This is a genomic window from Parabacteroides bouchesdurhonensis, from assembly GCF_900186615.1.
In the GTDB taxonomy this organism is placed as follows: Bacteria; Bacteroidota; Bacteroidia; order Bacteroidales; family Tannerellaceae; genus Parabacteroides; species Parabacteroides bouchesdurhonensis.
This window is the reverse complement of sequence record NZ_LT896588.1, coordinates 642,783-657,758: the sequence shown is the minus strand read 5'-3', so window position 1 is coordinate 657,758 and position 14,976 is coordinate 642,783. Positions and strand designations below refer to the sequence as shown.

General features: G+C 39.6%; 13 protein-coding genes. All 13 read left to right on the top strand.

Annotated features, from left to right (window positions below):
* Nucleotides 1-14: 14 nt before the first annotated feature.
* The gene (locus C1721_RS02905) at nucleotides 15-1,049 is read left to right on the top strand and encodes an iron ABC transporter permease (protein WP_102407013.1); all 1,035 of its coding nucleotides are present in this window, start codon (nucleotides 15-17) and stop codon (nucleotides 1,047-1,049) included.
* A gap of 5 nt (nucleotides 1,050-1,054) precedes the next feature.
* On the top strand, nucleotides 1,055-2,056 hold the full coding sequence (locus C1721_RS02900; RefSeq protein ID WP_102407011.1) for an ABC transporter ATP-binding protein: 1,002 nt from the start codon (nucleotides 1,055-1,057) through the stop codon (nucleotides 2,054-2,056).
* Between the two features lie 12 nt (nucleotides 2,057-2,068).
* A complete protein-coding gene (locus C1721_RS02895; protein ID WP_102407009.1) occupies nucleotides 2,069-3,430 on the top strand; it encodes an MATE family efflux transporter in 1,362 nt (453 codons plus the stop codon).
* 67 nt (nucleotides 3,431-3,497) lie between these two features.
* Nucleotides 3,498-4,091 (top strand): DUF4251 domain-containing protein, encoded by a 594-nt coding sequence (locus tag C1721_RS02890; RefSeq protein ID WP_102407007.1) that lies wholly within the window; start codon nucleotides 3,498-3,500, stop codon nucleotides 4,089-4,091.
* An 89-nt stretch (nucleotides 4,092-4,180) separates the two neighbouring features.
* The gene (locus tag C1721_RS02885; RefSeq protein ID WP_102407005.1) at nucleotides 4,181-4,567 is read left to right on the top strand and encodes a co-chaperone GroES; all 387 of its coding nucleotides are present in this window, start codon (nucleotides 4,181-4,183) and stop codon (nucleotides 4,565-4,567) included.
* Between the two features lie 95 nt (nucleotides 4,568-4,662).
* Nucleotides 4,663-5,460, top strand: a complete 798-nt coding sequence (locus tag C1721_RS02880) for a sulfide/dihydroorotate dehydrogenase-like FAD/NAD-binding protein (protein ID WP_102407003.1) — start codon at nucleotides 4,663-4,665, stop codon at nucleotides 5,458-5,460.
* A gap of 24 nt (nucleotides 5,461-5,484) precedes the next feature.
* Nucleotides 5,485-6,957, top strand: a complete 1,473-nt coding sequence (gene gltA / locus C1721_RS02875) for an NADPH-dependent glutamate synthase (protein ID WP_102407001.1) — start codon at nucleotides 5,485-5,487, stop codon at nucleotides 6,955-6,957.
* Nucleotides 6,958-7,143: 186 nt separating this feature from the next.
* Complete coding sequence (locus C1721_RS02870; protein WP_102406999.1) at nucleotides 7,144-7,728, top strand: RNA polymerase sigma factor; 585 nt, start codon at nucleotides 7,144-7,146, stop codon at nucleotides 7,726-7,728.
* 124 nt (nucleotides 7,729-7,852) lie between these two features.
* Nucleotides 7,853-8,887 (top strand): FecR family protein, encoded by a 1,035-nt coding sequence (locus tag C1721_RS02865; protein WP_159063526.1) that lies wholly within the window; start codon nucleotides 7,853-7,855, stop codon nucleotides 8,885-8,887.
* 258 nt (nucleotides 8,888-9,145) lie between these two features.
* Nucleotides 9,146-12,640: a TonB-dependent receptor gene (locus C1721_RS02860; RefSeq protein ID WP_159063525.1), complete on the top strand. Its 3,495-nt coding sequence runs from the start codon at nucleotides 9,146-9,148 to the stop codon at nucleotides 12,638-12,640.
* A gap of 19 nt (nucleotides 12,641-12,659) precedes the next feature.
* On the top strand, nucleotides 12,660-14,123 hold the full coding sequence (locus tag C1721_RS02855) for a RagB/SusD family nutrient uptake outer membrane protein (RefSeq protein ID WP_102406993.1): 1,464 nt from the start codon (nucleotides 12,660-12,662) through the stop codon (nucleotides 14,121-14,123).
* Nucleotides 14,124-14,151: 28 nt separating this feature from the next.
* Nucleotides 14,152-14,649, top strand: coding sequence for a hypothetical protein (locus C1721_RS02850; protein ID WP_159063523.1), 498 nt, complete (start codon nucleotides 14,152-14,154; stop codon nucleotides 14,647-14,649).
* A 31-nt stretch (nucleotides 14,650-14,680) separates the two neighbouring features.
* Nucleotides 14,681-14,976, top strand: a 296-nt coding sequence (locus C1721_RS02845; protein ID WP_159063524.1) for a twin-arginine translocation signal domain-containing protein, incomplete at its 3' end; no start/stop codon positions are given.

Here is a 14,976-nt window from a genome sequence, read left to right as displayed (position 1 = left end):
CATACCTTTGTGGAATGAATAAGCAGGCACTGATTTATTATCCTTTATTAAGTTTCATTCTGGTTGTTTTATTTATAGGCAGTTTAGTCTATGGTGCGGTATCCATACCGGTGGATAGTGTGATTAATATTCTTCTGGGAAAAGATATTGACAGGATTGCATGGCAAAACATTGTGCTACAGTCTCGATTGCCACAGGCTTTCACTGCTTTGTTTGCCGGATCGTCATTGGCTATAAGCGGATTGCTGTTGCAAACTTTGTTCCGGAATCCTTTGGCCGGACCTTCTATTTTAGGCATTAGCGACGGAGCTAATTTAGGTGTGGCTGCTCTTCTACTGTATTTCGGAGGTTCTTTAAGCCAGGTGGTAGACTGGCCTATCAGCGGTTATCTTGCACTTGTCCTTGCTGCCTTTTTAGGGGCGTGTATTATTCTCGGAATTATAATTTATTTTTCCGCAAAAGTAAAGAATAATGTCATGCTGCTGATTATCGGGATCATGATAGGTTATCTGGTTTCTTCTTTTATATCCATATTGAACTATTATTCTTCGGCAGACCGGGTACATGCTTTTGTAATGTGGGGGCTGGGTAACTTTTCCGGTGTATCGTTAGAGCAATTGCCGTTTTTTGCTTGTTGTACGTTCTTTGGATTATTGTTTGCCATTCTACTCATTAAGCCGTTAAACGCATTATTGCTTGGTGAATTATATGCAGCCAATCTGGGTATCAAGATAAAACGCACACGTATACTGATATTATTGTGTACGGGAGTGCTGACGGCTACAACAACCGCATTCTGCGGACCTATTTCTTTTATCGGATTGGCTGTACCTCATATAGCCCGTCTTATGCTTGGGTCATCCAACCATAAATTACTTGTTCCGGTAACGATGCTATGTGGCGCTTGTGTCGCCTTACTTTGTAATATGCTGATGGTTGTTCCGGGCAGTAATAATATTCTGCCTCTAAATGCGGTTACTCCCATGTTGGGAGCACCTGTTATTATATATGTAATCATTAACCGGAAAAACATTCAATACTTTAACTAAGCGATATGACACAAGTAGCAGCTATAGAAACAAAAGATCTGAGCATTGGTTATGTATTGAAAGGCGGACGGCACAAAGTAGTGCATGATGCGCTGAACCTGCAATTATATGCGGGAGAGGTGACATGTTTGTTAGGATTGAATGGAGCCGGTAAATCGACCTTATTGCGTACGCTTTGTGGATTCCAGCCTCCGTTAAGCGGGGCTATCCGGCTGATGGGAGATCCGTTGGAAGCATATTCTCAGCATAGATTTGCCCTTACTGTTGGTGTGGTACTTACAGAAAAAACAAACGCGGGTGGTATAACTGTTTATGAACTGGTTTCTTTGGGACGGCATCCTTATACGGGCTTTTTCGGGCAGCTAAAGTCTTCGGATAAAGAAATAATTATGCAATCGCTTGAATCTGTAGGTATTGTGCATAAAGCCAACAATTACGTTTCCGAGCTAAGTGATGGCGAACGGCAGAAAGCAATGATTGCTAAAGCTTTGGCACAGCAGTGCCCTATTATATTATTAGATGAGCCTACCGCTTTTCTGGATGTAACCAGCCGTATAGAGACAATGGTTTTGCTTCATAAGCTGGCAGCCGAACAACAGAAAACGGTCTTACTGTCTACCCATGATCTGGATTTGGCGATCCAAATGGGCGATTGCTTATGGTTACAGGAGAAAGGGCGTGCGATGGCATGTGGTACACCGGAAGACCTGATTATGAACGGAGCTTTTGGAACATTCTTTGGTAAAGACGGAATTGTTTTTGATCCTTCTACTGGGAAACTGAATGTAAAAGCTCCTGTACAGCCTGTCGGTGTAGAAGGAGATTTTCAGACTTCTTATTGGGTTGGCAATGCATTGATCCGTAATGGATATCGCCCATCTCCCGTTAGTGCGGACTATATCAATATAAATTGTAAGTCTTCCCAATGTTTGGATATAGTCTGGCCGGATGGAACAAAGAAGCAAGTTGCAAGTGTAGCCGAACTAATCGATGAAATCAAGAAATAAAGATTACCTTATATGACGAATGAAATTACATGGCGGCTCGAACATGAAAAAGTAGGCCGGCTGTTATTACATTATGCTATCCCTGCCGTAATTGGTACGATGGTAAATGCGCTATATAATATTGTAGACCGTATTTTTATCGGGCAAGGAGTAGGGCCGTTAGCTATATCAGGTCTTACGCTTACCTTTCCGATAATGTTGTTCATGCAGGCGTTTGGAATGTTGGTGGGGATCGGCTCCGCTACGCGTATCTCTATCTTTATGGGAAGAAAAGAGATGGAGCAAGCTGAACATGTATTGGGAAATGCCTTGAGCCTGACACTCTTGCTAAGTCTGTTGACGATTGTTCCCTCTATGATCTTTCTGAAAGATTTGTTACTCTGGTTTGGCGGTAGTGAACAGACCATTCCGTATGCCGAAGCCTATTTGTATATTGCTATTCCCGGTAATTTGCTGGCATCTCTTAGTTTTAGTTTCAATTCCGTTATGCGTGCTTCCGGCTATCCAAAGAAAGCAATGGCTTATATGTTGCTGGGCGCTATCTTGAATGTGATTCTGGACCCGATCTTTATTTTCGTTTTCGATATGGGCATACGTGGTGCTGCTATTGCTACGGTTATCTCTATGGCAGTAGGTGCTGCATTTGTATTAAGCCACTTTTTGAGCAAAGAAAGCCTGATTCGTTTTCATCGCCGGTATCTGAATTTTGACTGGAAGATCGTATTGAGTATTCTGGCAATCGGAATATCTCCTTTCTCCATGCAGTTGGCCGGAAGTATGGTGAGTGTATTTCTGAACAATGCATTGCTGAGGGAAGGTGGTGATTTGGCTATTGGCGCAATCGGAATTATTACGAGTGTAGGCATGTTATTGATAATGCTGATTATTGGTATTGCCCAGGGTATGCAACCCATTGTCGGATATAACTACGGAGCGGGGTTGTATCAGCGGGTACATCAGACCTTGCGTTTGGTTATTATTACTGCTACAAGTATTATGACAACCGGCTGGCTATGTTGCGAACTTTTCCCGTCATTTATAGTGAGAGGTTTTACTACCGATCCGGAATTGGTGACGATTGCAGCCAATGGCTTACGGTTAAATCTGGCGGCTTTCTTTGTTGTTGGTTCACAGATTGCCATAAGCCAGTTCTTCCAAAGTATTGGCTTTGCATGGAAAGCTATTTTTTTAAGTTTGAGTAGACAAGTATTGTTTCTGATACCGGCTATTTTTGTTCTTTCCTCTCTGTATGGATTAGAAGGTGTCTGGCTAACCGGGCCTTTTTCGGATATCCTTGCAGCCCTTGTTGCTTGGGCCTTTTTGATACATCACGTTAAAAATGCGAAAAAACGAGTTGTAAATATGAACATATAAAGGGATATGTTTGTATTTTAGTTGTATCATAGTTCGTCGATAACTAATAATTAAATAATTAAGGCGTATGAAAAAAGTATTATTATTGCTTGCTGTATTATTGTTTGGAGCAGGTTCAATGATGGCTCAACAAGATAAATCTGCTGAGAAAGCAGCCAAGCAAGCTGAAAAGGAAGCGAAAAAAGCAGAAAAAGCCGCTAAGAAGGCAGCTGAGGATGCGGAGAGTAACGCATTGTTTGAACAGGCTGTTCAGGCATTGAAAGATCGAGACTTCGTTTTGGAAGCCGAACGTGTGGAATTTAAACGTGGTAGTTTTGCCTATGTAACCCCGTCAACGAACTTTGTATCAATGAAAGGAAATAAAGCGACAATTCAGTTGGCATTTAACGGTTCTTTCTCAGGTCCGAACGGAATCGGCGGTATTACGGTGGATGGTAATGCATCTAATGTGGAAATGAAAACAGACAAAAAAGGAAATATAACATTTAGCATGATGGTTCAAGGTGTTGGCGTTTCAGCCAGTGTTAATTTCCGTATGCCGAAAGGAACAAATAAATGTACGGCGACAGTAAGTCCTAACTTTAATAGCAACAGAATGTCGTTTGTTGGTAATTTGTATCCTTCCGAACAATCAAATGTATATAAAGGACGCTCTTTATAATTATATTGATATACAGAATGGAAAGAGACGTGGTTTGGCTACGTCTCTTTTTTTATATCTTTGCAACTCACTATTTAATTCTATTTATTATGCAACTATCCATAGATCAAAAAGACATAGATAAATTCTTGATGATAGGCGATAAAGTGCTTATTAAACCTAAAAATCCGCAGAGCCAGACAAAAACAGGTTTATATCTGCCTCCTTCAGTACAGGAAGGAGAGAAAATTCAGACCGGATATATTATAAAGACAGGGCCGGGTTATCCTTTGCCGTCTCAGACGGAGGAGCAGGAAATATGGCAGAAAAAGAAAGAAGAAGGAGTACATTATTTGCCTTTGCAGGCTCATGAAGGCGATTTGGCGGTCTACTTGCAAAATGCAGCTTATGAGATTAATTTTAACGAAGAGAAGTTTCTGATCGTACCTCATTCTGCTATCCTTATGCTGGTAAGGGATGAGGGTTTGTTTGAGTAATGGCTTTTTATTTGGCAAAATACTAGGATGTTGACTTTTTTAATGTATTTTTGCTACCCAAATAGCAAAATAAACGATCAACAGTAGCGATTATAATGAATAAGATTGTAAGTAAAGAACATTTTTCCGCCAATGTAGTAAAGCTGGAAGTGGAAGCTCCTTTAATTGCGCGTTCCCGCAAAGCCGGTCATTTTGTGATTGTAAAGGTGGGCGAAAAAGGCGAACGTATCCCATTGACTATCGCAGGAGCGGATACGGAAAAAGGAACGATAACTTTAGTTATACAAGCAGTAGGCGGTTCTTCAAAGAAGATTTGCGATTTGAATGTTGGTGATTATATCACTGATTTAGTAGGTCCGCTTGGACAAGCCACACATATAGAAAAAGTTGGTACCGTTGTTTGTGCGGGAGGAGGAGTAGGCGTTGCCCCGCTGCTTCCTATAGTAGAAGCTTTCCATAAGGCAGGAAACCGTGTAATCGTGGTGCTGGCTGCCCGTACTAAAGACCTGGTTATATTGGAAGAACAGATGCGCGCCAATTCAGATGAAGTTATAGTGATGACCGATGATGGTTCTTACGGAACAAAAGGATTGGTTACGAATGGTGTTGAAAGCGTAATCAACCGGGAGAAGGTGGATTTATGCGTGACAATCGGCCCGGCTATTATGATGAAATTTGTGTCAGCTCTTACAAAGAAATATGAAATACCTACGGTAGCCTCTTTGAATACTATTATGGTGGATGGAACCGGCATGTGTGGAGCTTGTCGTATCACTGTCGGAGGAAAGACCAAGTTTGTTTGTGTGGACGGACCGGAATTTGATGCCCATCAGGTAGATTTTGATGAGATGATAATGCGTCTTGGTGCTTATAAAGATGTAGAAAAGAAATAGTAAAACCACTCAGCGGAAAGAATCATGACAACAGAAGAATTAATAGCTGCCCGTCGTGCCGAACCTTGGAGAGAGGCACTTCGTAAGAGCAAAAAGAATAAAGAACGCACGGATATTCCCCGTGTAAAGATGAATGAACTGGACCCGGAATATCGTAGTCATACGCGTTTGGAAGAAGTGAATCTGGGTTTGACGAAGGAACAGGCTATGCAAGAAGCCCAACGTTGCCTGGATTGTCCGAACCCTACTTGTATGCAAGGTTGTCCGGTAAACATCAGTATTCCTACATTTATTAAGAATATAGAACGCGGAGAATTCCTGGAGGCGGCTAAGGTGTTGAAAGAAACAAGTGCTCTGCCGGCAGTGTGTGGTCGCGTTTGTCCTCAGGAAAAACAATGCGAAAGTAAATGTATCCATCTGAAAATGGGCAAGGAGGCTGTAGCTATCGGCTATTTGGAACGATTTGCTGCCGATTACGAACGTGAAAGCGGTAATATCTCTATTCCTGAAATGGCAGAAAAAAACGGCATTAAAGTCGCAGTAGTAGGTTCAGGCCCTGCCGGATTGTCTTTTGCCGGAGATATGGCAAAGAAAGGCTATGAAGTAACAGTCTTTGAAGCATTACATGAAATCGGCGGTGTGTTGAAGTATGGCATTCCTGAATTTCGTTTGCCGAATAAAATTGTCGATGTGGAAATAGAGGGACTTCGTAAGATGGGTGTTAAATTCCTTACGAATTGCATCGTTGGTAAAACAATCACTTATGATGATTTGCATGCAGACGGTTTTAAGGGTGTTTTTGCAGCCAGTGGTGCCGGATTGCCTAACTTTATGAATATTCCTGGAGAGAACTTGGTTGGCGTAATGTCTTCCAATGAATATCTGACGCGTGTGAATTTGATGGATGCTGCCAATCCTGACAGCGATACACCTGTATTACAAGGAAAGAAGGTTGCTGTTATTGGTGGTGGAAACACGGCTATGGACTCTGTCCGTACAGCCCGCCGTTTAGGTGCTGAACGCGCAATGATTGTTTACCGCCGTAGCGAAGAAGAAATGCCGGCACGTCTGGAAGAAGTAAAGCATGCGAAAGAGGAAGGCGTGGAATTTATGACTCTCCATAATCCGATCGAATATGTTGGTGACGACAAAGGACGGGTAAAACAAATGAAGTTGCAGAAGATGGAACTGGGAGAACCGGATGCTTCCGGTCGTCGTCGTCCTGTAGCCATAGAAGGAGCGATAGAAACGATAGATGTAGATGAAGTGATTGTTAGTGTCGGAGTTTCTCCGAATCCACTTATCCCAAGAGCTTTTCAAGGATTGGAAGTAAGTAAAAAAGGGACAATAGTGGTAGATGAGGAAAGTATGCAGTCCACATTAAGCGATGTATATGCCGGAGGTGATATTGTACGTGGAGGTGCAACTGTGATTCTGGCAATGGGTGATGGACGCAAAGCAGCAGCTGCGATGGATGCGCATTTGCACGGAAAGTAACTAGATAAAGAATAAAGAGTGAAAGCCGTTTCTCTATACAGGGGAACGGCTTTTTATATTATACGTAATTGAAAAAAGTACATAAATAAATTATGAATTTATAGTTTAATTATTTTACTTTACGAAATTAATGAATTTCTTGAGATGTCTTAATAATGAATCTCCTTTAGCCTTATTGTAATACTTATGAATAAAATAAAACATAGTAAGATAGATTCATATCTATTGGATAGGATTGCAGACAATGATGAAGATGCTTTTTCATGTTTGTTTTCTGAATATTATGTGGATTTTGTTGTGTTTGCGGGCACATTTGTAGGAGGAAAAGAAGATTCGGAAGAAATTGTTCAGGAAGTATTCATTGAATTATGGGAATCCAGAAGCAAGTTAAGAAGAGGTGGTTCTTTACGATCATATATGTTAACTGTTATACATAATAAATGTATGGATTTACTTAGACATCGCCAAGTAAAACAAAATTATATAGAAGTAGTGGCTAAAGAAGACTTAGGAAATCCGTATGATGTAGAGGCTTCCGTTCTTTTGGCCGATTTGCAACAGAAATTGGAAGATGCTTTCTCTAAAATACCGCCTGAACTTTTACAGCCTTTTAAAATGAATCGTTTTGAAGGAAAGAAATACCAGGAAATAGCAAAAGAACTGGATTTGCCGTTGCGGACAGTTGAATTCCGGGTAGCCAAAGCCCTTAAATTGATAAAGACTCTCCTTAAAGATTATTTTATTATTTGCTTGTTTGTAAATATGATGTAATACTCTCCTTCTTATTCCGAATTAATATCCGTTATAATTTATCATTGCTATTTTTTAAAAAAGCGCACATTTTTACTGCGATAAAAATAGCCTCAAACGTATTATATATGTAAAACGGAAAATGATGAAAGAAAGTAGAGATATAGAAGTACTGTTAAGCAAGCTTTTTGCCAATGAGAAATTGACTGCCGAAGAACAACAATTTATTAATGAGTGGTATGGCGCGTCAGAGGAAAATAGACATTATTATAATGAATTGAGATTAATATGGGCAGGCATGAACCTCTCTTTTTCAAGAGATGAAATAGATGTTGAGAAAGCCAGAAAACAGGTGTTGAAGTCTATTCGTAAACGTAAAAATAAGATAAAGACAGTATTTTATTTATTCCGTCAGGTAGCGGCTATTCTGTTTATACCTTTATTAATTGTTCTTGGCTACACATATAATGAGAAAGGGCAAAACGAGGAGCTTCCGGTAGTCTATAATGAGGTCTTTGCCGATTCGTTTACGCGATCTGCAATTACATTACCTGACGGGTCAAAAGTTTGGTTGAATTCGAAAAGCTCATTGAAATATCCGCTGTGTTTTAAAAAAGGAAAACGGGAAGTGGAATTAAACGGTGAAGGTTATTTTGAAGTGAAGGCCGATGAAACGTCTCCTTTTATCGTAACCTGCCAGTCTCAGAAAATAGTTGCTACAGGTACGCGTTTCTCCGTACAGGCGTACAATGCTAAAAAGATGACAGTTTCGTTGGGTGAAGGACGTGTTTCTGTAAAGTATCCGGATGACAGGCTGATTGCCCGGTTAAGTCCGAACCAGACACTTAGGTATGATCTGGCTTTGGATAAATCGGAGGTTATAAATGAAGATGTATATAAACGTTATGCTTGGAAAGATGCGAAGATCGTGTTCCGTAGTGACCCGCTGGATGAAGTGATGGAACGTTTGAGTCATTTGTATAATGTGAAGATTATAATTGAAGATCCGGAGATTAAGAAATATACATTAAGAGCAACATTTGAAGATGAAACTATTAATGATATACTTTTCTTGATAAAGGCCACATCTCCTATTATGTATAAAGAGTTGCCCCGGAAAATAGATGAGAAAACTGGAGAGATAAAACAGAAGACATTTGTAATTTATAAACGTAAATAGAGTAAAAACATTTTTAGAATAAAAACCACAAAATGAATGCCTATGGAATAAAGACTATTAAAAAGATAGGGTAAAAGGTTTGAGTCTTTTACCCTAAAATCAAAGTATTTGAGAATAGCATTCTCCTGAATGCAACCGGCAAGAAGCTAGAGGAGAGTGCAGTTAACAACTTTAATTCGATACAAAAATATGAACAAACATGGAAAACCACGAGAAAATGACCAGTTTTTTTCTCACAGCCGAAAATTGTTGACTATTATGAAACTTACAACGTTCTGTTTATTTATCTTTTTATTTCCTGTTATTGGGGAAAATATGTATTCCCAATCGGCCAAAATTTCATTGAGTTTGAGTAATGTTTCACTGGAAGAATGCCTTAATACGATTGAACGGAAAAGCGAGTTTTATTTTATGTATAATGATAAACTTGTCGATGTTTCACGCAAAGTATCCGTAAACAAAAACGATGCAACAATAAACGATGTTCTCTCCACACTCTTCGATGATACTAATGTTAAGTATAAAATTATTGACAGGCAAATTGTGTTAGCTCCCTCAGAAGTAGCAGCCAGTGCTTTGCAACAACAAGCCCGTAAGGTTACCGGTAGGGTTATAGATCCGATGGGATTATCTGTTATCGGTGCTAATATTATGGAAAAAGGTACCGGAAACGGAACTGTTACGGATATTGATGGCAATTACTCTATTACAGTTGGAGGAGATCAATCTGTTTTACAGTATTCGTCGGTGGGTTATATTTCTGTTGACAGAACGGTAGGCAACCAGACTGTTATAAATGTAACATTAGCCGAGAATGTTGAAAATCTGGATGAAGTAGTAGTTATTGGTTATGGTGTCCAGAAAAAGAGAGATGTTTCTTCTGCTATTACTTCGGTAGGTGCAGATGCTCTTCAGGATAAACCGATTTCAAACTTTGCTCAGGGTATTGCCGGAAAGATGGCTGGCGTACGTGTTTCTAATACAAACTCAGCTCCGGGTGGCGGACAGAACATTGTAATACGTGGTGTAGGTTCTGTAAATGCCAGTAACTCTCCTTTATATGTTGTGGATGGTTTCCCGATGCAGGATGGATTTGATGTAACGGAATCTCCGCTTAATTCTATCAACCCTGCTGATATTGAGTCTATAGAAGTATTAAAAGATGCTTCTTCAAGCGCTATTTATGGTACGCGTGCAGCTAATGGCGTTATTTTGATAACAACAAAAAAAGGAAAACAAGGGAAGCCAAAGATTAATGTAAATATAAGCGGAGGCGTACAGAATGCCATGCGCAAGATGAAGGTCTTGGGGCGTGAAGACTTTCTTACATTTATGAATGAATCAAGAGCCAATGCTTATATTGTGGAAGACCCGAATTTCGGAACAGATAATCCGAACGCTCCGCAATGGTCATATTATGATGATTTCAACACAAGGATAGAAAACTGGCGGAAATATTCCCAGCATTCCGCATCAATGGTTCCCGGAGCTAAGCAAGAACGTTGGATTGCAGTAACAGATACTTGCTATAATTCGCCTTATGATACTGACTGGCAAGATATTTTGTTAGGTGATGGTAGTGTTGTAGACGTACAACTATCAATGAATGGAGGTACGGAAAATATGAATTATATGATATCCGGAGGTTATTACAATAATCAGGGTATTATTAAAAATACAGACTACGAACGTTACTCTTTGCGCGCTAATGTGGAAGGAAAAGTGAATAGCTGGTTGAAAATAGGTTTGAATATTGCACCGTCTTTAGAAAATACAAGCGTGTTGTCTAATACGAATCTATCAGGCAGTGCCAGTAATAATCCATTCTTTAATGCCTTAACGTTACCTCCTATTCTGAATCCAACGGATGAAGAAGGAAATCCTATTTATTATGGGACAGAGCTCGATAACCCTTGGGACTGGAACTTTGCTCCTTTTGTAAATCCCCTTCAATCCGTAAAAATCAGGGATAAGAGACGTACAGCCAAAGTTGTAAGCGCATTGTATGCAGAGGTTAAGTTCTTTAAAGATTTAATATGGAAAACAGATTTCCATAATGAATACCGCATGTGGGAGAGGGATTATTATCTGCCAAGTTATGTGCCGACAACAGCATTGATGAATTCCCGGTCGGAAGGTATTTATCAAAATTCAAATAGAATATACTGGGATATACAGTCTGTGTTGACTTACAATAAGAAAATAAAAGAACATTCATTGACTGCTATGGTTGGTATTTCGTTTGAAGAAGCGAACTTAAGAAGTGCATATATTAAGAAATATGACTTCCCGCAGGATTTGATTACTACTTTGAATCAGGCAACAACCGTCTCTAACCAATTGACGGATGCCCGTACAAACCGTTCAGGAGAGAATATGGTCGGAACATTTGCTCGTTTGATGTACAATTACAATAGCAGGTATTATCTTACTGCATCTGTCAGACGAGACGGTTCTTCCAAATTCGGGGTAGATAACCGTTGGGCAGTATTCCCCTCTTTCTCTTTGGCATGGCGTGTTTCAGACGAGAAGTTCTTTACTATGTTCAGACCTTATATCAATGACTGGAAAATCCGTGGAGGTTGGGGACGCATTGGTAACTCCGGTATTACGAATTACCTGCATTTGGCTACATTAGGTTCAAGTTCTTATGTGTTTGGCAGTGGCTCGGATGTTACAGCTGCCTATTCTGATAATCGTATTGCCAATAGAATGCTAGGATGGGAAACAACTTCGGATCTCAGCATAGGGACAGATGCTTCTTTCTTGCATAGCCGTATTAATTTGTCTGTGGATTATTTTGATCGCAGAACTTCGGATATGCTGTTTAATCTTCCGTTACCATCTATTACCGGTTTTGGGAATGTAATGCAGAATATCGGTTCTATGAGAAACAGAGGTTTTGAATATAGCCTGACTACTCAGAACTTTGTGGGAGAATTTAACTGGAGCACTTCTGCCAATATCTCTTATTACCGTAATCGTGTAACCGATATAGGAAATGACAAACGACCGCTGATTAGTTATAATTGCTATACAACAGAAGGTAAGCCTTTAGCCGGTATTTATGGTATGGTAAGTTTAGGACCGTATAAAGATTGGGAGGATGTAAAAACATCTCCTATATTTAATGCAAACCGTACAACATGGCGTGAACGTTCAAATCCGGGTACACCAAAGGCGGCCGATGTAAATGGTGATGGTATTCTGGATGCTTCGGATAAAACGATATTGGGAAATGCAGTTCCTGATTTTGTATGGAGTATGACAAACGATTTTGCATATAAAGGATTTGATTTCTCATTCCAGTTTACAGGTGTTGTAGGTGGTAAAATATCCATGTTCGGATTTCAAGATATGGCATTCCGTGCTTCCGGTATGAAGAATATTACACAAGATTATTTTGATAATTACTGGAGACCTGATAATACGGATGCTAAATATCCTGCACCTTCCCGTAAGAACTACGATGGTTCTATATTAGATGGAGGTTTAACATACAGTGCATCTTACGTAAAACTCGATAATGTTACTTTGGGATATACAATACCGAGTAAGTTAACTCGCAAATTTGATGTAGGTTCAATACGTATATACTTTAATATAAATAATGCCTGTATGTTTACTAAGTTCCCGGGATATAATCCTGAAACAAACTATCAAGGTGATTCAGCCTTGTCTCAAGGTATAGACCAAACGGCCTCATATCCATTGGCAAGAACTATATCTTTCGGTATAAATCTGGGTATTTAATCACTAAAGACATAACATTATGAAAAATATTCTATATATAATATTATTAGCTTGTATCTTCACAGGATGCGAAGATTTCCTGAACCGGTTACCGGAAGATACACTATCGCCTGATGCATACTACAATGATACAAAAGAGTTGAAAACGGGTTTATCCGGATGCTATAAGATTCTTCAAAATATTTATAGTCCGACAGATATGACGAAAGTGCTCGAATTAATGTCTGACGACGGAAAGGATCCCCGTAATACAGATGAGTTTCATGTATTTCGTAAAACCAATGCCCATTCGCAGGCAAATATATGGACTTGGAATTATAAAATGATTTATAATTGTAATTCACTGCTGAATATCCTTGCAGGGTATTCTCCTACAAATGAGACCGACCGTATTGAAGCATTGGCGATGGAAGGCGAATGCCATTTCCTGCGAGCATTGGCCTATTTTAATCTGGTGCGAATTTATGGCGATGTGCCTAAAGTGACGGAAATGTTCAAGAATCCTACAGATGCTTTTGGGATAGGACGTACGGCTGTAAATGATATTTATACGAATGTGATAATTCCTGATCTGGAAAACGCGATAACCAATTGCTATAAAAAGGGTGCAAAAGAGCTTATCGGAATGGAGGCCCGGGCTACAAAAGGCAGTGCGTTAATGATGTTGGGAAAGGTTTATCTTACAATGAATAATCATTCCGAAGCGGAGAAGATTCTAAAGAGATTAATTGTTGACCAGGAAGGCGGAACGTATGGATTGATGCCTACTATGCATGATGTATTCCAGCCAGAGAATAAATTCAATAAAGAATCGATATTTGAGGTCAATTTCAATGTCTCAGGAGGACAGCCCTGCTATTATTTTCAGATTATGATTAACGATATAGCAATCCGCTATAATACGACGTATAACAGTGCATATCAGGCGGAACATAATTTGATGCGTGAATTTGTAAACTATAAGGAGGATATACGTTATAAATCTACATTGGATTCCGGTTATGTTCCTAATGCCTCTCCTTATATTCAGGCGTTTCCTGTTAAATTCGGACCGGAAGGTAGCATGAGAGCCGCCGTTAAAAATACAGGTACGGATAATAACTTTATGGTATATCGTTACGCAGATGCTTTACTTATGTATGCAGAGTGTTTGATGCAATCCGGCAATAAAACGGAGGCGATAAAATATATTAATATGGTAAGGAACCGTTCAGGTATGGAAGCATTGCCGAATGATTATCCGTTGGATATATATTGGATACTGCATGAAAGAAGAATGGAGCTTACATTTGAAGGACATCGTTATTTTGATTTGGTCCGTACGGGTAAAGCCGTTGAAATTATCTCCAAAGCATTGATGACGGTTTGTGACTTGGATGATAAACCGACATTGGAGCCTATACAGGAATATCAGTTGCTGCTTCCTGTTCCAACAACTCAGATAGAAATAGACCAAACTCTTGTTCAGAATAAAGGATACTAATATGTTAAACCTATATAAAGAAATAAAGATGAAACGAACTGCTTATATTTTAATGTTTATATTTCTTGTGGGGACGATGATGTCTTCTTGTCTGAATGAAGATGACGTGAAAGCTCCTAAGGTACACAGTTTAAAGTTCTATACAATTAATGAAAATAAAGAATTTATAGAAGAATTGAATCCTGTAAGCGGTATTACCTATACAATAGGAGTGGATACGGATGCGGATATCTGTTCTTTATGGCCTGGGGGAATCCGTCAGATAGTAAAGAAAGTCGGTACTGATATAGATTCTACCGATGTTAACGGAAACGTGGTATTGTCTAAAAGTGATTGCTATAAGGATTATGGATTGCTGAAAGCTCAGGGGCTGAAAACGTCCTTAAATTCTACTATCGGTTGGACTGCCACTTATCAATATCCTCAATCCGGGGAGTTTGAATTTACGGTTGTTGTGACTAATCATGGTTATGATTCACCGGATTATAAACAGGTCGCTGTCCCGTTTAATGTGAAGGTCAGATGATGAATTAGGTTAGATATTAAAACATATACAAATGGAAAGAAAAGATATTGATAGACGGGATTTTATTAAAAGTTTAGGAGCAATAGGTGGAGGAAGCCTATTGCTCTCCTCCTTGCCTCAATTGCATCTCCTTGCTCAGGAAAGAGAAAAGCAAGTAAAAGGCCAGAAGGCCAGGCTTGCCATTATCGGAACAGGATCAAGAGGCATGTACCATATCAACCACCTCTTACAAATACCTCATGCCGAAGTCGTTGCTTTGTGCGATATTTACCAGCCGCATCTTGACAATGCTGCCAAAGTATTCCCGAAAGCAAAACAATATAAAGA

Coding starts and splice junctions, on each gene's coding strand:
- C1721_RS02905 (WP_102407013.1), top strand. CDS start 15: ATGAATAAGCAGGCACTGATTTATTATCCTTTATTAAGTTTCATTCTG.
- C1721_RS02900 (WP_102407011.1), top strand. CDS start 1,055: ATGACACAAGTAGCAGCTATAGAAACAAAAGATCTGAGCATTGGTTAT.
- C1721_RS02895 (WP_102407009.1), top strand. CDS start 2,069: ATGACGAATGAAATTACATGGCGGCTCGAACATGAAAAAGTAGGCCGG.
- C1721_RS02890 (WP_102407007.1), top strand. CDS start 3,498: ATGAAAAAAGTATTATTATTGCTTGCTGTATTATTGTTTGGAGCAGGT.
- C1721_RS02885 (WP_102407005.1), top strand. CDS start 4,181: ATGCAACTATCCATAGATCAAAAAGACATAGATAAATTCTTGATGATA.
- C1721_RS02880 (WP_102407003.1), top strand. CDS start 4,663: ATGAATAAGATTGTAAGTAAAGAACATTTTTCCGCCAATGTAGTAAAG.
- gltA (WP_102407001.1), top strand. CDS start 5,485: ATGACAACAGAAGAATTAATAGCTGCCCGTCGTGCCGAACCTTGGAGA.
- C1721_RS02870 (WP_102406999.1), top strand. CDS start 7,144: ATGAATAAAATAAAACATAGTAAGATAGATTCATATCTATTGGATAGG.
- C1721_RS02865 (WP_159063526.1), top strand. CDS start 7,853: ATGAAAGAAAGTAGAGATATAGAAGTACTGTTAAGCAAGCTTTTTGCC.
- C1721_RS02860 (WP_159063525.1), top strand. CDS start 9,146: ATGAAACTTACAACGTTCTGTTTATTTATCTTTTTATTTCCTGTTATT.
- C1721_RS02855 (WP_102406993.1), top strand. CDS start 12,660: ATGAAAAATATTCTATATATAATATTATTAGCTTGTATCTTCACAGGA.
- C1721_RS02850 (WP_159063523.1), top strand. CDS start 14,152: ATGAAACGAACTGCTTATATTTTAATGTTTATATTTCTTGTGGGGACG.